This window comes from Microcoleus sp. AT8-B5 (assembly GCF_036705565.1).
Taxonomy (GTDB): domain Bacteria; phylum Cyanobacteriota; class Cyanobacteriia; order Cyanobacteriales; family Microcoleaceae; genus Microcoleus.
In genome coordinates this window covers 25,602-45,621 of the sequence record NZ_JAUBUY010000017.1, presented here as the reverse complement: position 1 = coordinate 45,621, position 20,020 = coordinate 25,602, and the positions used below count along the sequence as shown (strand labels likewise).

Genomic DNA, 20,020 nt, shown 5'->3' with positions numbered 1-20,020 from the left:
TCCCTATCTGTATTTAATTTGACATTTTTTACTTAAACTCATCATAGGTAACTATGAGCTGCGTTGCACTCTACCTCTAGGAAGAAAGAATGAATAACAAATGGAATAGGGAATAGGGAATAGGGAATGTGGAAAAATTATTTTAAAATTTTAGACGGACTGCCACTTTCATACTTGCCGCATTTTTTTTACCGCTTCTACTGGCTGCAATTAAGTATTTATTTTTGTAAAAAAATGCTGGATGGTCGCCCGTGCGTCCAAGAGTATTTTTTTAAACCCAAAAGAATTTATAATTTTAAAATTATCTTTAATTCTGCCTTAAAAAGGCGGGTGTCGGCAAGACTGTATCTTACCCACACCCGAAAAAATTCCGTATTAGTAGTTTTAATCTACCTTGTGATGACATTCTTCATCAATTTTGTGCTGAAGTTCTTCTTTAAACTGTTCGACAGCGTGCATAGTTTGAGCATCTTCTTTTTTTTGCTGGCCGAGGGCTTTTTCTGTTTCCTCGCCGAGCAAGGTTTCCTTTGATTTTGGTAGCGTGACTTGATTTTCGCTGCCAGTGTGGGTCGCGTTTTCTTGACTATTCATTAGTTTTTCCCCTATTGTTTGCAAAATTTATTTTTAACAAGGGTACTTAGAAGTTAACCTTATATTTATCATAAGGGAAATCACGAGGGCTTCCCTCTGTCTGAAGGGAGATAGGGGCTGGTGAAGAGTTTTGAGTTTTATAGTTAAGATAAATTACGGAAAATTGCATTAGCCCGAAAGGAGATAGGGGAAGGGGAATAGTGCGTGAGATTGCTTGGTGAGTAGCAAGGCGCGGGCTGTGAATGAGTTGGGGAACGGCGAGGAGGGGGGAGAATTGTTCTGCAGCGCGCGCGATGGCATTAAGTGTCGAATGTTGTTGTATGAGGCTCTTTGGACATCGGTAAAAGATGAAGAGAGAAATGGGAGGCTGTTTAGTCCAGACTTAGGTCTATGCTGAGAGTTTGACAGTTAAAATCAACAGGGTGCAGCAATTTCCACGTTTGGTGGCGATCGGGTTAAATAATCTGCTAAACAAGATTTAGCCTCAAGGCTAACTTCGTGCAGGATCGAACTAAAATTTCTGTTATTAGTAAAAATTATCTAAAACCCTATGGGAGCAAGGAGCAGTAACCCCCTCGCAGCAGCAGGCTCGACTCGTGAGCCGATCAAAATAGGCGTTTTGCATTCGCTGACGGGCACGATGTCCATCAGCGAAATTTCTGTTAAAGATGCGACGCTGTTGGCTGTTGAGGAAATTAATGCGGCGGGAGGGGTGCTCGGACGCCCCTTGGAAGCGGTTATAGAGGATGGAGCCAGCGATTTGCAAACTTTTGCTCAAAAAGCTAAGCAATTGCTCCTAGAAGCGCAGGTGGCGGTGGTATTTGGCTGTTGGACTTCGGCGAGCCGCAAAGCTGTACAGCCGGTTTTTGAACACGGCAGCGGTTTGCTGTTCTATCCGGTGCAGTATGAAGGGCTAGAAAAGTGTCCGAATATTTTCTACACTGGTGCTGCCCCAAACCAACAGATTGTGCCTGGGGTGAATTACTTGCTGGCACAGGGGAAGCGGAAAATTTTCCTGTTGGGTTCGGATTATATCTTTCCCCGCACGGCAAATCGGATTGTGAAAGTTCAACTGGCGGCACTGGGGGGAGAGTTGGCGGGGGAAGTGTATCTGCCGCTGGGTTCGAGGGAAGTGGGCGAGGCGATCGCACATATCTTAGCAGTGAAACCGGATGCGATTCTCAACACTCTCAACGGGGACAGCAATGTGGCTTTTTTCCAAAAGTTGCGGGAAGCTGGCGTGAAACCCGATGATTTGCCGGTGATGTCGGTTAGCGTAGCAGAAGAGGAAGTGCGGGCGATCGGGCCGTCCAATATTGCCGGACATTTGGTGGTTTGGAACTATTTTCAAACGGTGGATACACCGGAAAACCGTAAATTTGTCAAGGCTTATAAAGCCCGATACGGGGAAAATCGAGTCACGGATGACCCGATCGAAGCAGCTTATTTGGGCGTTTACCTGTGGAAGCAAGCAGTAGAAAAAGCTGGTTCGACAAATGTGGTTAAAGTCAGGGCGGCTGCTAAAAATATTGAGTTTGCAGCGCCTTCGGGGAAGGTAAAAATAGATGCCCAAACTCAGCATATTTGGAAAACAGTGCGGATTGGCAAGGTGAGGCTGGACGGTCAAATTGAGGAGATTTGGAATTCCGGCGCACCGGTTCGGCCCGATCCTTTTCTCAAGGGCTATCCTTGGGCGGCGGCACTTGCTACGAGGGGGATTTCTCTGGGAACTCGGGCGTCTTTGAGCGGGCTGTTTGTCATCTTGGTACTGATAACTTGGATGGCGGTGGGAGTCGGGTGGATGGGTTCTGTGGAGATGAAGAACTATTTGCTGGCAATAGAGGCGGCCTCAGCTCCTGCGGGGGTTTCTGAGGCCGCAATGGCGGTGTTGGTGCAGCAAACTCTGTTTGTGGCGAGCCGCACTCAGCACTGGCTGATGGGGGCTTTGGCTTTGAGTTTGATCGCGGGAATAGGGGGTTTTGTGTCGGTGTCGGCAATTATTCGGAATCTCGGCTTGCTGCGGGAAACTGCCGAACAGATGGCTAGCGGTGATTTGACGGCTCGATCGCCGGTGGTTTCTAATGACGCGATCGGGGTGCTATCTTCTACTCTCAATACAATGGCTCAGCAAATTAGCAGTTTGCTCAACGGTTTGGAGGTGCGGCAGCAGCAGCTAGAGGAACGATCGGAGGAATTGGAAGTCGCTAAGAATGCTGCGGAAGCTGCCAACCGGGCAAAAAGCACTTTTTTGGCAAATATGACTCACGAGTTGCGGACGCCCTTGAATGCGATTATCGGCTACAGCGAGCTGCTGCAAGAAGAGGCTCTGGAACTCGGCGAAGAAGAGTTTGTGATGGATTTGGCAAGCATTAATATGGCTGGCAAGCAGTTACTCTACATTATTAGTGACATCCTGGATATTTCTAAAATTGAAGCAGGAAAGATGACTCTTTTCTTGGAGACTTTTGAGGTGTGGGATTTGATCGAGCAAGTTGTCACTACTGTTCAACCGACGCTAGGGAAAAATGGCAATACTTTGATCGTCAATTGCGATCGCAATATTGGCACGATCTACTCGGATTCGTCGAAGCTGCGACAAGCGCTGTTGAATTTGGTGAGCAATGCTGCTAAGTTTACCGATCGAGGCAAAATTACGATTAATGTTTGGAAGGAAGAAGGGGAGGTTTTGTCGGTCGGCAATTCCGAAGAACTCTCGGCAGATCCTTCTCGGTGTCAACAGCCGTCGATCGTGTTTCAAGTCACCGATAGTGGCATCGGCATGACTGAGGATCAGGTGTCGAGGCTGTTCGGAGCTTTCGCTCAAGCGGACGATTCTACTACCCGCAAATACGGTGGCACCGGTTTGGGGCTGACAATTAGCCGGAAGTTTTGCCAGATGATGGGCGGAGACATTACCGTTGAGAGTGAGTTTGGCTGCGGTTCTAGTTTTACGATCCGGTTGCCGATTGCGGTTAAAAACCCAAAAGAAGCGCAGGAAGATCGAGAAATTGAAGAAATGCAGCCGAAGTATGGCGAGGAGTTGGAAACGAGTGTAGCGGCGACTGAAGCGAAGCAAAAAGAAGTGCGATCGCAACCGCTGGATCTGCCCGATGCTGCTACGGTGCTGGTGATTGATGACGATCCAGATGCGCGGGATTTGATGACTCGCTGCTTGTCGAAACAGGGCTTTCGGGTGCGATCGTCGGCTAGCGGTGAAGGGGGGCTGCTGTTGGCGAAGGAGTTGCTGCCCGACGCGATTATTCTGGACGTGATGATGCCAAGTATGGACGGCTGGGCGGTGCTGTCTGCGCTGAAAGCCGATCGAGATTTGGTTGATATTCCAGTGATTATGATAACTTTTTTGGACGACCAAAATCAGGGTTTGGAATTTGGAGCGGCGGAGTATGTGAGGAAGCCTGTGGATTACAAGCGCTTTGCTGCTTTATTGAGTAAATATCAGGGTATCGGGAAGTAGTTAGTTGACTGTTGACTGTTGACTGTAATTATTACTGTTCTGGACGCCACAAATTGTTAGATCCGCTATTGATAAGGGTAAGGTGCGTCGCCCGGAAAAATCTGCAAGTTTCATTTCTCATCTGAGGGCGACGCACCCTACAGATTAGCATTTCACTTCAAGAGAAAACCGCTATACATCCCTCTCGATTACCAATTACCAGACGTACTTCATTAAACCCAGAAGTGCTATGGTTATTGCTTATTAGTAGCAGGTAACCAATAAGAAATAACAACAGTCAACTGACAACTGACAACGGTCAACTAACAATTGACTAATTAATCTAAGAAGCCCATTAATGTCGAGCTATCGTCAATTTCGTTTGAGGCAATAGGGCGGTTTCCTCCCATTGTGGAGTAAACTTCATCAATGTGAAGAGTGCTGATTGCAATAGGGCGAGCACCGGACATACTGAACATTTCACTGACTTGCATGGCGCTGGAACCGATCGGGCGATTGCCGAGTGTAGCAACCACTTCAAAGTCGCTGGATTCGATCGGGCGATTGCCTACAATGCCGTAGGTTTCGCTGATATGCAGGGTGCTAGTGCCGATCGGGCGGTTCCCCGATATCGAGACGGTCTCGCTGATGGTAAAATCGTCGGGGCCGACGGGGCGGTTGTCATGCATGAGTTGCGGCCGATAAAGTTGAATTCCTGTTGCTTTGGCATCCGTGGGTTCTGTCGGTTGGCTTTTGGAACTGCCTTTGCCGCGGCGGGCGAGTGCTTTGCCTTTGCCTGTACCTGTGCTCCTCGTATCCATAATTCTTTTCCTCGCTTATTACTGTTGATTGCTGGGTTCGGACAACTGCTTTTGTGGGCTTTCTGCTTTCTATTTGGGCCGATGATTAAAATAATATTACCAAAAACTTGGGTTTAAAGCCCCGTCCTTATAGGACGGCTTTGTGTTAGACTTTTAACGTAGCGAGTTCTCACGTAAAATGTTCGTTTTAGAATTCAAGGCTAAAGGCAAACCAAATCAGTACGCAGCAATAGACGAGGCAATCAGAACTGCTCAATTCGTTCGGAACAAGTGCATCCGATTTTGGATAGACAACCGAGGAGTAGGGCAAAAAGACTTGTATCGGCACATCACTGCGCTCAGAGAAGAGTTTGCCTTTGTCAAAGATTTGAATTCTAGTGCTTGCCAAGCTTCTGTGGAAAGGGCTTATTCTGCGATTGCTCGGTTTTACGACAACTGCAAGAAAGCCGTTCCCGGAAAGAAATGCTATCCGACTTTCAAGAAAAACAGTCGGTCTGTTGAGTACAAAGTCAGCGGTTGGAAACTTTCAGAAACTCGGAAGCAAATCACATTCACTGACAAAAAGGGAATTGGCAAGCTCAAACTAAAAGGGACGTGGGATCTTAACTTCTACCAAATCGATCAGATCAAGCGAGTTCGCTTAATATGTCGCGCTGACGGCTACTACGTTCAGTTGGCAATCAGTGCTGATCGCAATGTAGATACAACGCCAGCAGGTAAAACAGTTGGATTGGACGTGGGCTTGAAAGAGTTTTATACAGACTCCGACGGTCACACTGAACCAAATCCCAAGTTTTACCGAACAAGCGAGAAACGGTTGAAGTTTCGACAGCGACGTGTCTCTCGCACAAAGAAAGGCTCTGCCAACCGAAAGAAAGCAATTAATCGATTAGGGCGAGCACACCTCAAAATAAGTAGGCAACGTGAAGAACACGCTAAGAGACTGGCGCGTTACGTAATCCAATCTAACGATTTGGTCGCCTACGAAGATTTGAGGATTAAGAATCTTGCAAAGAATCACTGTCTGGCTAAATCGATTAACGATGCTGGTTGGTATCAATTCAGGAAGTGGTTGGAATATTTTGGCGTAAAGTTTGGCAGGGTAACGGTTGCTGTCAATCCTGCTTATACTTCGCAAAAATGTTCTAACTGCGGTGCAATCGTCAAAAAATCCCTATCCGTAAGAACCCACGTTTGTGAATGTGGATTTGTTATGGATAGGGATTGGAACGCCGCGATTAACATTCTGAAATTAGCCTTGAGTACGGTAGGGCATACCGGAACTTGGGTCAAAGACCCGAACGCTTTGGGAGATTCGACCTCTACTTTGGCTGGAGAAATCCAGTCGCAAGCAAGTTGAGTCTGTGAACAAAGAATCCCCTCGCCTTGATAGCTGGGGAGTGTCAAAAAGTCTAACTATTTTCTTAGAGAAATTGCAGAATATCTGCATTTTTGTTAAGATTTATGGGTAATAGCTACATTTTCCTATGGTAACTGCGGCAGCATCTTTTCAATTGCAAGCGCCCTTCCAGCCCACAGGCGACCAACCGCTAGCGATCGAGCAACTTGTCAAAGGCATCGAAGCCGGGGATCGATTTCAAACCTTACTCGGTGCCACAGGTACGGGCAAAACCTTCTCCATTGCCTCGGTGATTGAAAAAATCGGCAGACCCACGTTAGTCTTAGCACACAACAAAACCCTGGCAGCTCAACTGTGCAACGAACTGCGAAATTTTTTCCCGAACAATGCAGTCGAATACTTTGTCAGTTATTACGACTACTACCAACCTGAAGCATACATTGCCGTCACCGATACTTTCATTGAGAAAACGGCAGCAATTAACGACGAGATCGATATGTTGCGGCACTCAGCTACGCGATCGCTCTTTGAACGCCGCGACGTAATTGTAGTTGCTTCAATTAGCTGCATCTACGGTTTAGGAATGCCCGCAGAATACCTGAAAGCGGCTATTCCTTTGCGAGTAGGAATGGAAGTCAACCAGCGGCAAGTTTTGCGTGATTTAGTCAACGTCCAATACAGCCGCAACGATATAGATTTAGGCAGAGGCAAATTTCGCGTCAAAGGCGATGTTTTGGAAATTGGCCCCGCTTACGAAGATAGAATTATTCGCGTTGAATTCTTCGGGGATGAAATCGATGCCATTCGCTACGTTGACCCGGTAACAGGTAAAATTCTGCAAAGTTCAACGGCTTTAAATATCTATCCAGCGCGCCACTTTGTCACAGCAGAAGATAAATTAGAGGCAGCTTGCCAAGGAATAGAACTCGAATTAGAAGACCGACTGGCAGAATTTGAAAAACAGGGTAAACTATTAGAAGCTCAGCGGTTGGAACAGCGCACGCGATACGATTTGGAAATGCTGCGCGAGGTAGGTTACTGCAACGGAGTCGAGAATTATTCGCGACATTTGGCAGGAAGAAATGCGGGGGAACCGCCAGAATGTTTGATTGATTATTTCCCGAAAGATTGGATGTTGGTGATAGATGAATCTCACGTCACAGTGCCGCAGATTCGGGGGATGTACAACGGCGACCAAGCGCGCAAAAGAGTATTGATCGAACACGGTTTTCGATTGCCCAGCGCGGCAGATAACCGCCCTTTAAAAGCAGAGGAATTCTGGGCAAAAGAAAATCAGTGCATCTTTGTTTCTGCTACGCCGGGGGATTGGGAAATGGAGATATCGGAAGGCCGAGTTGCAGAACAAGTAATTCGCCCTACCGGAGTAATAGATCCGACTATTTTTGTGCGCCCGACGCAAGGACAAATTGATGATTTGTTGGGGGAAGTTAAGGAGAGAGTAAGTCGGGACGAGCGAGTTTTGGTGACGACTTTAACGAAGCGGATGGCGGAAGATTTAACCGAATATTTGCAGGAGAGAGCTATTAAAGTCCGGTATTTGCACTCGGAAATTCAGTCGATTCAACGCATCGAAATTATCCAAGATTTGCAGGATGGTAAGTTTGATGTATTGATTGGGGTTAACTTGCTGCGGGAAGGTTTGGATTTGCCGGAAGTTTCGCTGGTGGTAATTTTGGATGCGGATAAAGAGGGGTTTTTGCGATCGGGACGTTCGTTGATTCAAACGATTGGAAGGGCGGCGCGGCACGTTCAGGGACAGGCTATTTTATACGCGGATAATTTGACTGACAGTATGGTTAAGGCGATCGACGAAACCGATCGACGCCGGGGGATTCAGCTAGCGTACAATAAGATGCACGGGATTACGCCGCAGCCGATCGCGAAAAAGCGATCGAGTAATGCGATTTTGGCATTTTTGGATGTGTCGCGCAAGCTGAATTCTCAGCAGTTGGAGGAGGTTTACGAACAGGTGAACGAGTTATCTTTGGATGAGATTCCTCAGTTAATCGGGCGGTTGGAAGCGCAGATGAAGGCGGCGGCTAAGAAGTTGGAGTTTGAGGAGGCGGGTAAATTGCGCGATCGGATTAAGCATTTGCGGGATAAGCTATTGGGACATTAAGGAAGAGTGGGAGGATATGATGTTCGATCGCATTACCTTCGATCCAAAAATTATGGGAGGAAGAGCTTGCATTCGAGGAATGCGAATTACTGTTTCTTTGGTAGTGAGTTTAGTAGCAAATGGGATGAGTGTAGAGGAAATTTTGGCAGCTTATCCTTATTTGGAAGCTGAGGATATTAAAGCTACCCTCCAGTATCAACTCTCAACCTCAATGCTATGAATGCACCCACTCGTTTAGAGTTTCCCATTGCTAAGGCGCAATATCTCTTCAGCAGGGCCACGGAAGCAGGAGTAGGCGGAGATAAGCAGAAATTCTGGCGGGAGGTGATGGGGTTTGAGTCACCGGAGGCGATTCGAGACGCAATTATAGCCCAAATCTCGCTAGAATTGTTACAGCCAGCCGGACAGAATGACTATGGAGAACGCTACCAAGCTATTATTTTAGTTACAGGGCGATCGGAAGTATCTTGGCAAATCCGTACAGGTTGGATTGTTTTATTTGGTGAAGATATTGCTAGATTTGTTACCGCATTTCCTCAACGCTTTGGGAGACAGGAATGAGCAAATTTCAGTTATTGGATGCAGTGACTTTAACCGAAGCAGTCGCCCTCGCTGATGGCGAGATTGCACCGCCACAAACAGCCGGGACAATTGTTGAGGTTTTAAAGAACGGTGAAGCTTATTTAGTAGAATTATTTGGGGGATGGGTGAAAGCAGAAGTTGGCGGGGATTTTGTGCCTGCAACTCAGGATGAACCGGGCGCATTTATGGAAACGATTGGTGTTGAAACAGTTTATCCGCATCAGTTGCAATTAGTAAAATCTGCCGACCAAATGATGGGGATTCGAGAGCATTTACTGTCGGTTTTAAATAATTTACCTGACGAGTTAGTGGCTGAAGTCTGCGACTTTGCGGAGTTTTTGCAGGAAAAACAGCAAAAAGTGCGATCGCCCCAAACACCTGCAAGATAAACTGCTAGGTAATGAAGGGATAATTCAAAAGCCAAACATCGCTTTTAGTCCATTGGCGATCGGCTGATACTCTTCTGCGGTTAAACTGCCAAGATAGCGCAATACTCGCCGGATATCTACAGCGCGTACTTGATCCAGCAATACTATCGAGTCGGCCGTTAGATTTCCCATTCCTGCCTGAAGACTTGGGTATAAAATTGGATTTTGTGCAGTCCAATCTCCTGATTGTCTGGTAATTGGCACAACAATCACAAGCTCAAAACGCATCGTACCTGTGTTGCTTGGCCTCCCCACTACTACAGCAGGGCGTATTCCCTGCTGTTCGTGCAGTGCAGGCGTTTGAGGAGGGAAATCAACCAGTAAAATATCGCGGATGGTGAATCTATTAGCCACGCTTATTGCTATACCCTTTCGTCTTCAAGAATAACAGCACCTACTCCCGGTATATAGCGCACGGGTTGACCAAGTTTCATCGGGTCTACATCTCCCCAATCATAGGGAGGAATTTCATTATCGACGAGGTAAAGTTGACGCCAAGGCGATTTTGCCAATGCTTCCTCGGAAATGTCAGGAAAAAATATTAGCACTTCTCCGATGCCAACGGGAAAACCATTGAGTTTGCTCAAGCCATCTATAATGGCGGCTAAGACGGATAAGTTTAGGTGGTTGAGGTTTTCGGCTTTTTCGATCAGTTGGTATACGGTTTCAGGATTGAGTGTTTCGCCCACAGCTTCGACTAAGTTTTCGGGGGTGAAACCTCGACATTTCAAGTATTCGGCTAGTTGTAAGCGAATTGTACTCATGGGTTTAGTTGAGAAAGATTTTAGGGTGAAGTGCGATCGCCCTTTACCATTGTCGTATTTTTTGGATGGGAAGGGCGATCGTACTTTCTATCTGATTCCTAGTCGATACGCTGCATATTCGCGATCGTGACAATCTGCATTTGATGAACCATCGTTATCCCAGTCATTTGGCTGCCAATCACGTTCGCGCCTCAAGTCATCTATTTCTTGTTGCTGTTCAAGGACTTTTTGCTCAAAGGATTGGATAGTTTTATCCTTAGCTTTGATAGTTTCATCCTTTGCTTCGTTTTCCTCAAGCAGACTGCGGTTCCACTGCGCCAAAGCGCGGTGTGACTCCGCCAAAACAGAGAGGGTTTTCTTAGTCCGCTGAAGGTTGGTGTACAACGACTCGCATTGTGGAGTATAATGGTGGGACATATTTTTTACAAGTTAGGTTGACTTGTGGTGGTCTGAAGTTGAGATGTCAAACCACCGTGAGTTCGCTAGCTAAAGCAAGGCCTCTGTCTGAATCGTTACTTCAGGCGGGCCTTTTCCGTATCAGATATGATTTGCTATTGCAAAAACTACAAGACATTAAAGCGTTGTCTTTCTTACACTTGGGAATGTGAGGAAGTTTTGTTTGAGCTTGTATTTTAAGAATTTAACATTCGTTCGGTCACTTGTCAAGCAAGCAATAAGACCGTTTGGTTTCTTTATTACGGAGATTTAAACATCCGATTGCAGACATTCGATGCCGATTTAATCTAATACGCTTGAATAACGCAGTCTACCGCGTTATGGGTAAAGTGGATGCCAACTCAACCTCAATTTGCCGACATCCGATGCCGCTTTAATCTAATACGCTTGAATAGAGCGGTAGACTGCGCTATGGGTAAAATGGAGGCAAAATCCACCTAAATATCTATTAAGAATTGAGCGCCGATTGAATCGATCGCGGGCAGACATGGTAATGGGTTTCAGGAATATATAAAAAAGGCCGATCGCCCAAAACACCACCAAAACCAACTACTTACTCAATACCACAGCATCCGTACTGCTAGCAAAAGCCGGACGAATAAATTCCTCCTTCTCTTCCAGCGTGATGTAACCTTTATCTACAGCTAGCTGCATCACTTCCTCAAGAAAACCTCTCAGCACATCTAATACTTGAGTGCGATCGCATTCAAAAACCTTTTCCCAACCAGAAGTTTCAAACTTCCTCAAATAGGAGTTACGCATGAGAACTCAGAAACCGGGTTTTTTGCGAGAAAACTTCGTTAGAGCCCGCAGATGCAGTAAAAAACCCGGTTTCTTTGGCGGAGTGCGTAAGTTCTGTTTATGTAATTTTCGCATATTAAAGTAGTAAGTTGGGCGAAGTGAAACGTAGGGTTCGTTAGCTCAACCCAACCTACTAATAAACTTACGGTGTCGGATTCGGATACTTAGCGTGCACCGCATTGATTTCCGCTATGATATCCTTATCCAAATTCACCTCCAAACTACCGATATTTTCCTCCAACTGTTCGAGGCTGGTTGCACCGATAATTGTGCTAGTTACAAACCAGCGCGATCGCACATACGCCAAAGCCATCTGCGCCGGACTTATCCCATGTTTTCCCGCAATCTCAACATACGCTTTCACCGCATCATTCAGATTAGTTTTATCGTAACGCTGACCGAATCCAGCGAATAAAGCCAACCTGGAATTTTCGGGAATTCCATTCAAGTATTTACCCGTTAACAGCCCAAATCCCAAAGGACTATAAGCCATCAATCCCACATTCTTAAAACGGCAAGTTTCTGCTAAATTTAGGTGAAATGTCCGATTGCTCAAACTGAAAGCATTCTGAATCGAAACAACCTTCGGCAAACCGTGTTTTTCAGCCAACGTGCAAAACTCGCAAACTCCCCAAGGCGTCTCGTTACTCAAACCTAAATAGCGGATTTTGCCAGCTTTAATCAAGTCAGCAAATACCTCTAACTGTTCCAAAATTGGTACTGTTTCGTGCTCTTGGGCGATGTCGTAATCCGGCGCGCCAAATAGCGGCACGTAGCGATCGGGCCAGTGGATCTGATACAGGTCGATGTAGTCAGTTTGCAAGCGCTTCAGGCTGTCATTCAGGGCTTTTTCGACATTTGGGCGATCGATCTGATTTTTCCCTTCCCGAATCCACTTTAAGCGAGTGCTTCTGCCCGCCACTTTAGTCGCTATAATGACTTTATCCCGCTGCTGCTTCGCCAACCACTCGCCGATATATTCCTCTGTTTTTCCCTGAGTTTCCGCCTTTCCAGGGACAGGATACATTTCCGCCGTATCGATAAAGTTGATGCCTCTATCGATCGCAAAATCGAGCTGTTGGGCCGCTTCCTCAACGGTATTCTGCTGGCCATAAGTCATCGTACCCAAACAGATTTCAGATACTGATAAATCGCTGTCGCCTAGTTTTTTGTATTCCATGAGTTTGATTGCGGGAAAAATATCTGATTCTATATTACAGAAAAACCTTGATTTAATTGAAAGCTCCAGAAAAGTGCGCGAGGCTTTCTCCTCTCTTCCTCTGCGCTCTCTGCGCCCTCTGCGGTTAAAAAAATCAAAGATATCCGAACTTAAATGTTAATATAAATAATTCGTATTCCTCTGATGTATGAGTAGTCGCCCGCCAAAAGTTCCATTTGTCAACCTCTCCCTGCAACACCAACCAATCCAATCTCAAATAACAGAAACAATTGGGAAAATAATCGAGCAAGGAGATTTTATTTTAGGCCAAGCCCTCGCCGAATTTGAAACAGCATTTGCTGCAGCTTCTGGAGTAAAATACGGCGTAGGAGTGGCTTGCGGAACAGATGCGATCGCTCTGGGACTCCAAGCTTGCGGCATTAATCCGGGCGACGAAATTATCATACCCGCTAACACTTTTATCGCCACCGCGATCGCCGTCCTCCAAGCCAAAGCTATACCTATTCTTGTAGATTGCGACCCGGAAACCGCCCTGATTGACCTCACAGCAGCCGAAACAGCAGTTACCTCAAAAACTAAAGCAATTATTCCCGTACACCTCTACGGTCAAATGGTATCGCCGGGACAGCTTTTAGATTTTGCGAACCGCCACGATTTGATCGTATTTGAAGATGCCGCCCAAGCGCACTTAGCCCACAGAGAAGGATACCGCGCGGGTTCCATTGGAAAAGCAGCAGCATTCAGCTTTTATCCCAGCAAAAACCTCGGTTCTTTTGGCGACGGCGGGATGTTAATTACTAATGATGCAGAGCTCGCAGAAAAAATGCGAACTCTCCGCAATTACGGAGCACCCAGCAAATATTTGCACACAGAAATTGGCACCAATAGCCGCCTCGACAATTTGCAAGCCGCCGTGCTCAATGTTAAATTGCCTTACTTAGAAAAATGGAATCGCGATCGCGCCGCCGCCGCCCAACACTACAATAGTCTATTAGAACCCCTGAAACGCAAAGGCATTGTACCCATCGCCAACCACAGCAGCAGCGGTCACATTTATCACCTCTATGTTATCCAAATTACGGAGAAAAGCTCGCTCAACCGCAACACCCTTCAGGAAAAACTCGCCCAACACGGCATTCAAACAGGTATACACTATCCCGTACCTTGTCACCTGCAACCCGCCTACCAAAACTTAGGCAATCCGGGCGACTTCCCCCACGCAGAAACCCTGTGCCAACAAATTTTATCATTGCCAATGTATCCCGGATTGAGCAATACTCAGATCGAGCAAGTTGTTCGGGCGATCGTACTATCATTGAATTGCTAATTGTTCATAAAAGTTATGCGGAACCTGTTTCCAGCAGTAGAGTGCAGTTATAAAAGCATTTAAGTTCCGAATTAACTCACATCAGGCACCCATATCAAAAACCCGTAGGGGCGGGTTCACCAATAGCTTTAAAGGGTGCAGACAGGTTAAATAAACCCGCCCCCACCCTGCGCGAGAGTCCTTTATTGATATTGATGCCTGATGTCGGGAATTAACAAATCTTTAACTCACACTTTAAAACCCCAAAGCGTTGCGAATCCAGCGCGGCAATCTTAAAACTTCTCAAACCATGCAAATCCAGCGCAAAATTCGCATTGTTTTCAAGCGATACCTCCTGGGGGAAGGTATCACGGCGCTCCTAGTGCTGCTGTACGCCCCCTTGCTAGTACACTGGTACGACGGCTGGTTCAACAAAACCATCAGCCTCGAACACGAATATTTCAGCCACGGACTAATTGGTTTACCCTACGCAGCTTATATTGCTTGGATGAACCGAAAGTGCTGGCGCAACTTGCCCAATTCACCGCATCCTTTGGGAGGCTTTTTGCTGGTACTAGCCACGCTTTTTTATCTGAGTCGCTTGAGCGATTTAGTAAATTTATCCCTTCCCATAATGCTGGCCAGCATTTGCTTATCTTTAAAAGGAATTCCCGGCTTAAAATTGCAGGCGATGCCGCTTTTATTCGTATTTCTGGCCTCGCCAAACCACATTCCTTACCTCATAGAACCCTACGCCTTGCCCTTACAGCAATTCATTGCTGAAACATCAGGCTGGATATTAATTAAGGTTGGTATCAACGTGAGAGTGGAAGAAATTTATCTGTACGTGAACGATCGCATTGTAGAAGTTGCTCCACACTGTGCAGGCTTGAAAATGCTGTTTACCAGTCTTTACGTTAGCTTAATTCTGCTGGATTGGACGGGAGTTTGGAACTCGGGCAAAAAAAGTCTTTTGTTTTTAGTGATTACATCCATTATTAGCATCACTTCCAACATTTTTCGCAATACTTTGCTAACTTACTTTCACGGAACCGACAGAGAGGCGCTTTTTACTTGGCTGCACGCCGGATGGGGCGGAGATTTATATTCTGCTTGTATACTAGGGTTATTGGTACTTCTCCTCAACGGAATGGAAAAGTATTTCCCAAGTCAGTCTGGCAATTAATGAAACAGATGATTTCAGCACAGAAACTCCTGCGGCGGTATCAATTATCTAAAATTATGGTACTGGTGTTTTTGCTGGTATTAGTTGGGGCAGTAGCAATTCCCGGCTACGCGACGGGAAGGTGGCCTTGGACAAACCCGCCAACCCTTGCCAACCTCAAGCAATTAAGAAGTGTACGCCAAAACGGGATAAAAATTCCTGGGTGGCAGGTTATAGCCGTTCAGAATAACGTCCAAATTGGCACTCACAGATGGTTAGTTCAAGAAATTAAAAAGGATAAAACAATTGCCATTTTATTGCTGTTGCCTCAAAATTACCCCAAAAACCAGCCCCAAGTAGAATGGCTAGATATCGATGGATTTCACCGATGGCAAACCGATTCTCATCGCACTTTGAGGTTTACAGTTAAATTAGCACCAATACCCGGCCAGCCACCGCCTACTGTCGAGGCGAGGTTTTTCCGAAGCTGGACTCGCCAACAAACTTTTGCTGTCGTGCAGTGGTACGCTTGGCCTAACGGGGGTTCTCCAACAACCAGTCGCTGGTTTTGGGAAGACAGCATTGCTAGACTCTCGAACCGCCGCGCCTCTTGGGTTGCTATCAGTATCATCCTTCCCATTCAACCCCAGGGCGACATTAAGATAGCTCAACCATTGCTGGAATCTCTTGCCGAAAGTGTCCAGGCTAAATTAATTACAGAAACTTTTCGGTTTTAGTAAGCAGGTAGGTGCAAATAAATCAGCCTAGGGCGTGGGCGAGTTTTGCCAAAATCTACTGCTTCCTAGTCAATATTCTAGTTCAACCCGCACGAAAATATCTTATTGTTTTTTGTCGTCGCTATATTTAGATGAAACTTACAAATCAGGTCATTATTCAAAATATTACTTTTTTAAATCCTCTGAAAATGCGGCAAAAATCCACTATTAAAAATCGCCTCGCTTTTTACTTGGCAGGCCTGCATTCCACTGTTTGGACTCTATCTTTTGCTGCTGTATTCTGGGGTTTTAATAGCAAAATTTTTTCGGAAACGGCTTTAGCTCAATCTGTTGTTCCCAGAGACGAGCGACTCGTGGCGCCACCGCCACCGCCTGTACCGCCACCGCCGCCTGCCAATTTCAACCGGGATATTAACCCAGCTTTTCGGAATCGGCCCTACCGCCTGGGGCCGGGAGACCAGATTTCTGTTCAAGTTCAGCGCTTCCCTGAGCTAGGTTTTACAGGTGCAATCAGCCCTGAAGGGGTAATTGTACTGCCGCTAATCGGAACAGTAAATGTGCGCGGTCTTACTGTCGAAGAATCACAGCAGCGCCTCCGGGAGCGCTTTGGTCAATTTATCAAAAATCCTCAAGTCTCGGCTGCTTTGCTGGTTCAGCGCCCCGTAGTGGTGACGGTGACGGGGGAAGTTGCCAGACCGGGTTTTTATCCGCTGCAAACTCCCCAGCTTCCTGCGGCTTTGGCGGCGGCTGCTGGGACTAATCCTACGGCGGAACTGCGAGGGGTGCGGGTGCGGCGGACTCTGCCTTCCGGTGCTGTGGCGGAGCAAGTTGTTGATATTTTGACACCGTTGCAAACTGGTATTGCTCCACCGGATTTGCGTTTGGAAGATGGAGATGCGATCGTCGTACCGTATAAACAGGTTACGCCCGATCGCAACTCCGATCGAGATTTAGCATCCAGGTACAGCCTCGCTGCTGCTGCTGTCCCCGTCCAAATCACTGTCACCGGAGAAGTCAGCAAACCGGGTTTTTACACGCTTCCTGCGGGTTCTGGTCGAATTTCGGCTGCTTTGGCGATTGCGGGGGGAGTCACGGGAAAAGCCGATTTGCGGGAGGTGCGAGTGCGGCGGACGCTGATGGACGGCTCCTCGGTGGAGGAACCAATCGACCTCTACACTCCCCTAGCAAACGGTAACGATTTGTTCGATTTTCCTTTGGCATCGGGAGATGTGATTGTCATCCCGGAATTGGACGCTAGTACCAAAAACCTAGACTACGATAAAGCTCTGGTTTCGCGGTCTACTTTGATTAAGCCCAGGATCTACGTTCGAGTTTTGAGTTACGCTAGTGGTGGTTTGACCTCGTTCTATGTTGAAAATGGCAGTCGGTTTTTGGATGCTCTCAACAACTTGCCTGTTAATCTTGCTGACTTGCGAAAAATAGCCCTGATTCGGTTCGACGAAAAGCAAGGTAGAGCAATCAACCGTTCGATAGATGCTAAAGCTGCTTTGGAGGGCAATGTTTCTCAGAACCCGATGCTCGAAGATAATGATGTGATTGTGATTGGTAGGAATTTGGTAGAGCGCATTGGTTATGTAATCAATACTTTTACTCGACCATTCCGGGATACTTTGGGATTTATTCTGTTCTTTGAGCAGTTGAGAAATGGGGTAACAGATTTGTTTGGCCCATCACGTAATGAGAGGTAGTCATACCATTTTAGATTTAAGATTTAAGATTTAAGATTTAAGATGGAGAATGACTTAGGCGATATGGGTTTTAATCACCGACCGAAAGTTCTAAGGTTTTTGGGGGATTTGTAGAATTAGTCCGCAATCATTAGTTATCGTTAACACTTAGCAATCTAAAATCTAAAATCTAAAATCTAAAATCGTCATGACTTTATCAGTTGTTAAACGTTATTTAATTGCTTTCGACCAATACAAGTGGGTGGGACTGGCTACTCTCGCGGTGACTGTGGGGGTGTCGGGGGTAGTTGCCATGCAGCCAAAGCCTGCGCCAGTTTACGTTGCAATAGGTACGCTTGCTTACGACAGACCGAGCGTGATTTTTTCATCTACTACTACTAAAATCCAACAGGAAGGACAAGAAATAACTAAAGATATGCTGCTGGATACAAGGGTGGTTGAACCAGCAGCGAAAAAACTCATCAAACCCGAAGGAAAATTAAACAAAGAAGAAGCGGAAAAAGTAGAAGCTTTGGCTAAAAAGCTGGGAAAAGATGTGCAGATAAAAATGCCCAGTAAGAATAATGACCCCAGCGCTTTGATTCAAGTATTGTATAAAAATGCCGATCGCAAAAAAGCAGAAGCGGTAGTAAAGACGCTGATGTACGAAATGGTGGAACACAGCAAAAGTATTAATACTTCTAGACTGCGTGAGACGATCGCCCAAATTAACAAGCGTTTGCCGACAGTAACTCAGGAACTCAGAGAGACGGAAGCAAAACTTGAAGCCTACGAAAAACGAGAAGGAACTTCAATTTTAGCAGCTCAGAGCGGTGCACTGCCGCAAGCGATTACCAGCAGCCAACAGCAGCAGCGGCAACTCCGCGTGCAGTTGGGAGGAATTGAAGCTCAAATTAACAGTTTGCAGGATCGCTTGGGATTGAATGTGGAGCAAGCTTACGTCGCTCAAGCACTCTCTGCCGATCCAATTATTGCCCAACTGCGAGTGCAATTGTTTTCGATCGAATCTCAGCTCAAAATTCTCCGCAGCGACTTGCAGGAGGAACACCCGAAAATTGTGGAATTGCTTAAACAAAAACTTGCTTTTGAGCAGCAGTTGCAGCAGCGGCAGTCTGAGGTACTAGGCGGTAACGGGGTGGCGGCTCCGCTCAGAAGTGCCGATCGAATTCGGGTAGACTCTTCTTTAGATCCGGCTAGACAGCAGTTAGCTCAAACTTTGATTGCTTTGCAAACGCAGCGGGATACGGTGCAACAGCAACTCCAAGGAATCGAGAAAACTGAACAAGAATTGCGTCGGGAACACGCGACAATCCCCAACAAGCAGTTAGAACAAGCGCGGTTAGCCCAGCAAGTGGCGTTCAAAAAAGCTCTCTACGACAAGATGCAGTCGGCTTTGGTAGATGCTGAGGCGGCGGTAGCTGAGACAACGGGGAGTTTGAGAATCGCCCAATTGCCGCAAACTGATGACGTTGAGTCAAACAAGAGAGGTTTGCCCGTGATGCTGGCGGTGGGCGGCTTTGTGGGATTGCTGTTGGGCGGGGGGTTGATATTTTTGTTGGGGATGCTCAACGGCAAGTTTTACAGTTGGGAAGAAGTGCGGGCGGCTTTGGTGGAAAAAGAGGTGCCGATACTGGCAGTTTTGCCTGAAGTGACGGTGTTTGATTCCTACGGCGATGAAATAATGCCGCTCGCCTTGGAGGCAAATTCTCCCTATTTGGAGTTTTACGAGCGGTTGCGTACTAATTTGCGCCGGATCGGGAACAAACCGGTGAAGGTGGTGTTGCTGACTTCGGCGGCGCCTTTGGAGGGGAAAAGTTTTAGTGCTTACAATTTGGCAATTGCATCGGCTCGATCGGGTAAACGGACTTTGCTAATTGAAGCAGATTTGCGATCGGCTTCTAACGTTGAATCTTTGAAAATCGCCGCTGATCCTCTGGCGACTGTGGAACCTTTGCACTATTACGGCAATATTAGCGAGTGCGTTCTTTTGGTTCCAGAGGTAGAGAACCTATACGTAGTGCCGAGTCCCGGCTTTTTGCGACAGGCCTCCGCCGTACTAGAATCCAGCGAAATGCGGAGATTGTTTGAGGATGTTCGCAACCGCTTTGATTTTGTGGTTGTGGATTCTCCGGCTTTGAGCGAGTGCAACGACGCGCTGACGCTGGAACCGTACACGGATGGTATGATTTTGGTGGCGCGGCCTGGTTACACTTTGTCTAGTATGTTGTCTGAGGCTGCAGATCAGTTGCTGGAATCTGAGGATGACGAGTCGCATAAATCTGGGCCGCGGCTGTTGGGAGCGATTATTAACGGTGCTGATATTCCGGTGAAGTTCCGCAATGATCTTGATATTGATGAATGGGAGTTGCCTGTGAGTGCGATCGGCGATCGGGCGATCGAAGTGCGATCGAGGCAATTACCGCAGCACTCAAAGCCTAAAAATAAGGCTATTAATAGTAAATTTAGATAATTTATCAGGCTTGATTATTGTAAAGCCATCCTCAAGCAAATGTGAATGTTTTGTAG

General features: G+C 46.7%; 18 protein-coding genes. 11 read left to right on the top strand and 7 right to left on the bottom strand.

The window, feature by feature from the left end:
- Positions 1 to 384: 384 nt before the first annotated feature.
- Positions 385 to 591 carry a hypothetical protein gene (locus tag QUB39_RS13860; protein WP_333056522.1) on the bottom strand — a complete coding sequence of 69 codons (207 nt, stop codon included), beginning with the start codon at positions 589 to 591 and terminating at the stop codon, positions 385 to 387.
- Between the two features lie 550 nt (positions 592 to 1,141).
- Here QUB39_RS13860 and urtA point away from each other — a divergent pair.
- Positions 1,142 to 4,066, top strand: coding sequence for an urea ABC transporter substrate-binding protein (gene urtA, locus QUB39_RS13855; RefSeq protein ID WP_333056521.1), 2,925 nt, complete (start codon positions 1,142 to 1,144; stop codon positions 4,064 to 4,066).
- Positions 4,067 to 4,383: 317 nt separating this feature from the next.
- Here the strand turns inward: urtA and QUB39_RS13850 are convergent, their stop codons facing one another.
- Entirely contained in the window at positions 4,384 to 4,866 is a 483-nt protein-coding gene (locus tag QUB39_RS13850; RefSeq protein WP_333056520.1) for a hypothetical protein, read from the bottom strand.
- Between the two features lie 178 nt (positions 4,867 to 5,044).
- Here QUB39_RS13850 and QUB39_RS13845 point away from each other — a divergent pair, with 178 nt between their 5' ends.
- The 5 genes from QUB39_RS13845 to QUB39_RS13825 all read left to right on the top strand — a co-directional run bounded on the left by QUB39_RS13845 (position 5,045) and on the right by QUB39_RS13825 (position 9,337).
- Positions 5,045 to 6,226 (top strand): RNA-guided endonuclease InsQ/TnpB family protein, encoded by a 1,182-nt coding sequence (locus QUB39_RS13845; RefSeq protein ID WP_445243084.1) that lies wholly within the window; start codon positions 5,045 to 5,047, stop codon positions 6,224 to 6,226.
- Between the two features lie 127 nt (positions 6,227 to 6,353).
- Positions 6,354 to 8,366 carry an excinuclease ABC subunit UvrB gene (gene uvrB / locus QUB39_RS13840; protein ID WP_333209173.1) on the top strand — a complete coding sequence of 671 codons (2,013 nt, stop codon included), beginning with the start codon at positions 6,354 to 6,356 and terminating at the stop codon, positions 8,364 to 8,366.
- A gap of 16 nt (positions 8,367 to 8,382) precedes the next feature.
- Positions 8,383 to 8,586, top strand: coding sequence for a DUF433 domain-containing protein (locus QUB39_RS13835; protein WP_333209175.1), 204 nt, complete (start codon positions 8,383 to 8,385; stop codon positions 8,584 to 8,586).
- On the top strand, positions 8,583 to 8,927 hold the full coding sequence (locus QUB39_RS13830) for a DUF6883 domain-containing protein (protein WP_333209177.1): 345 nt from the start codon (positions 8,583 to 8,585) through the stop codon (positions 8,925 to 8,927). The genes QUB39_RS13835 and QUB39_RS13830 overlap by 4 nt, the downstream gene beginning before the upstream one ends.
- Positions 8,924 to 9,337 (top strand): DUF2281 domain-containing protein, encoded by a 414-nt coding sequence (locus QUB39_RS13825; RefSeq protein ID WP_333209179.1) that lies wholly within the window; start codon positions 8,924 to 8,926, stop codon positions 9,335 to 9,337. Before QUB39_RS13830 ends, QUB39_RS13825 begins: the two co-directional genes overlap by 4 nt.
- A 24-nt stretch (positions 9,338 to 9,361) precedes the next feature.
- Here the strand turns inward: QUB39_RS13825 and QUB39_RS13820 are convergent, their stop codons facing one another.
- From QUB39_RS13820 to QUB39_RS13800, 5 genes are all read right to left on the bottom strand, one after another.
- Positions 9,362 to 9,730, bottom strand: coding sequence for a type II toxin-antitoxin system PemK/MazF family toxin (locus QUB39_RS13820; RefSeq protein WP_333209181.1), 369 nt, complete (start codon positions 9,728 to 9,730; stop codon positions 9,362 to 9,364).
- A gap of 8 nt (positions 9,731 to 9,738) precedes the next feature.
- Positions 9,739 to 10,140, bottom strand: coding sequence for a hypothetical protein (locus tag QUB39_RS13815; RefSeq protein ID WP_333209183.1), 402 nt, complete (start codon positions 10,138 to 10,140; stop codon positions 9,739 to 9,741).
- 87 nt (positions 10,141 to 10,227) lie between these two features.
- On the bottom strand, positions 10,228 to 10,557 hold the full coding sequence (locus tag QUB39_RS13810) for a hypothetical protein (protein WP_333209185.1): 330 nt from the start codon (positions 10,555 to 10,557) through the stop codon (positions 10,228 to 10,230).
- A gap of 588 nt (positions 10,558 to 11,145) precedes the next feature.
- On the bottom strand, positions 11,146 to 11,358 hold the full coding sequence (locus tag QUB39_RS13805; protein ID WP_333204767.1) for a hypothetical protein: 213 nt from the start codon (positions 11,356 to 11,358) through the stop codon (positions 11,146 to 11,148).
- A gap of 181 nt (positions 11,359 to 11,539) precedes the next feature.
- Positions 11,540 to 12,577 carry an NADP(H)-dependent aldo-keto reductase gene (locus tag QUB39_RS13800; RefSeq protein ID WP_333204769.1) on the bottom strand — a complete coding sequence of 346 codons (1,038 nt, stop codon included), beginning with the start codon at positions 12,575 to 12,577 and terminating at the stop codon, positions 11,540 to 11,542.
- 187 nt (positions 12,578 to 12,764) lie between these two features.
- Between QUB39_RS13800 and QUB39_RS13795 the strand changes: the two genes are divergently transcribed.
- The 5 genes from QUB39_RS13795 (at position 12,765) to QUB39_RS13775 (ending at position 19,964) form a co-directional block, all read left to right on the top strand.
- A complete protein-coding gene (locus tag QUB39_RS13795; RefSeq protein WP_333056501.1) occupies positions 12,765 to 13,904 on the top strand; it encodes a DegT/DnrJ/EryC1/StrS family aminotransferase in 1,140 nt (379 codons plus the stop codon).
- 289 nt (positions 13,905 to 14,193) lie between these two features.
- Positions 14,194 to 15,069, top strand: coding sequence for a cyanoexosortase B (crtB, locus tag QUB39_RS13790; protein WP_333056500.1), 876 nt, complete (start codon positions 14,194 to 14,196; stop codon positions 15,067 to 15,069).
- Positions 15,069 to 15,785, top strand: coding sequence for a cyanoexosortase B system-associated protein (locus tag QUB39_RS13785; protein WP_333056499.1), 717 nt, complete (start codon positions 15,069 to 15,071; stop codon positions 15,783 to 15,785). The genes crtB and QUB39_RS13785 overlap by 1 nt, the downstream gene beginning before the upstream one ends.
- Before the next feature lie 131 nt (positions 15,786 to 15,916).
- Entirely contained in the window at positions 15,917 to 17,494 is a 1,578-nt protein-coding gene (locus tag QUB39_RS13780; protein ID WP_333209190.1) for a polysaccharide biosynthesis/export family protein, read from the top strand.
- Positions 17,495 to 17,681: 187 nt separating this feature from the next.
- Complete coding sequence (locus QUB39_RS13775) at positions 17,682 to 19,964, top strand: AAA family ATPase (protein ID WP_333209192.1); 2,283 nt, start codon at positions 17,682 to 17,684, stop codon at positions 19,962 to 19,964.
- Positions 19,965 to 20,020: the final 56 nt, after the last annotated feature.

What these genes read in the sequence shown, in the direction of transcription:
- QUB39_RS13860 (WP_333056522.1), bottom strand. Translation starts at nt 591, where the DNA reads ATGAATAGTCAAGAAAACGCGACCCACACTGGCAGCGAAAATCAAGTC.
- urtA (WP_333056521.1), top strand. Translation starts at nt 1,142, where the DNA reads ATGGGAGCAAGGAGCAGTAACCCCCTCGCAGCAGCAGGCTCGACTCGT.
- QUB39_RS13850 (WP_333056520.1), bottom strand. Translation starts at nt 4,866, where the DNA reads ATGGATACGAGGAGCACAGGTACAGGCAAAGGCAAAGCACTCGCCCGC.
- QUB39_RS13845 (WP_445243084.1), top strand. Translation starts at nt 5,045, where the DNA reads ATGTTCGTTTTAGAATTCAAGGCTAAAGGCAAACCAAATCAGTACGCA.
- uvrB (WP_333209173.1), top strand. Translation starts at nt 6,354, where the DNA reads ATGGTAACTGCGGCAGCATCTTTTCAATTGCAAGCGCCCTTCCAGCCC.
- QUB39_RS13835 (WP_333209175.1), top strand. Translation starts at nt 8,383, where the DNA reads ATGATGTTCGATCGCATTACCTTCGATCCAAAAATTATGGGAGGAAGA.
- QUB39_RS13830 (WP_333209177.1), top strand. Translation starts at nt 8,583, where the DNA reads ATGAATGCACCCACTCGTTTAGAGTTTCCCATTGCTAAGGCGCAATAT.
- QUB39_RS13825 (WP_333209179.1), top strand. Translation starts at nt 8,924, where the DNA reads ATGAGCAAATTTCAGTTATTGGATGCAGTGACTTTAACCGAAGCAGTC.
- QUB39_RS13815 (WP_333209183.1), bottom strand. Translation starts at nt 10,140, where the DNA reads ATGAGTACAATTCGCTTACAACTAGCCGAATACTTGAAATGTCGAGGT.
- QUB39_RS13810 (WP_333209185.1), bottom strand. Translation starts at nt 10,557, where the DNA reads ATGTCCCACCATTATACTCCACAATGCGAGTCGTTGTACACCAACCTT.
- QUB39_RS13805 (WP_333204767.1), bottom strand. Translation starts at nt 11,358, where the DNA reads ATGCGTAACTCCTATTTGAGGAAGTTTGAAACTTCTGGTTGGGAAAAG.
- QUB39_RS13800 (WP_333204769.1), bottom strand. Translation starts at nt 12,577, where the DNA reads ATGGAATACAAAAAACTAGGCGACAGCGATTTATCAGTATCTGAAATC.
- QUB39_RS13795 (WP_333056501.1), top strand. Translation starts at nt 12,765, where the DNA reads ATGAGTAGTCGCCCGCCAAAAGTTCCATTTGTCAACCTCTCCCTGCAA.
- crtB (WP_333056500.1), top strand. Translation starts at nt 14,194, where the DNA reads ATGCAAATCCAGCGCAAAATTCGCATTGTTTTCAAGCGATACCTCCTG.
- QUB39_RS13785 (WP_333056499.1), top strand. Translation starts at nt 15,069, where the DNA reads ATGAAACAGATGATTTCAGCACAGAAACTCCTGCGGCGGTATCAATTA.
- QUB39_RS13780 (WP_333209190.1), top strand. Translation starts at nt 15,917, where the DNA reads ATGAAACTTACAAATCAGGTCATTATTCAAAATATTACTTTTTTAAAT.
- QUB39_RS13775 (WP_333209192.1), top strand. Translation starts at nt 17,682, where the DNA reads ATGACTTTATCAGTTGTTAAACGTTATTTAATTGCTTTCGACCAATAC.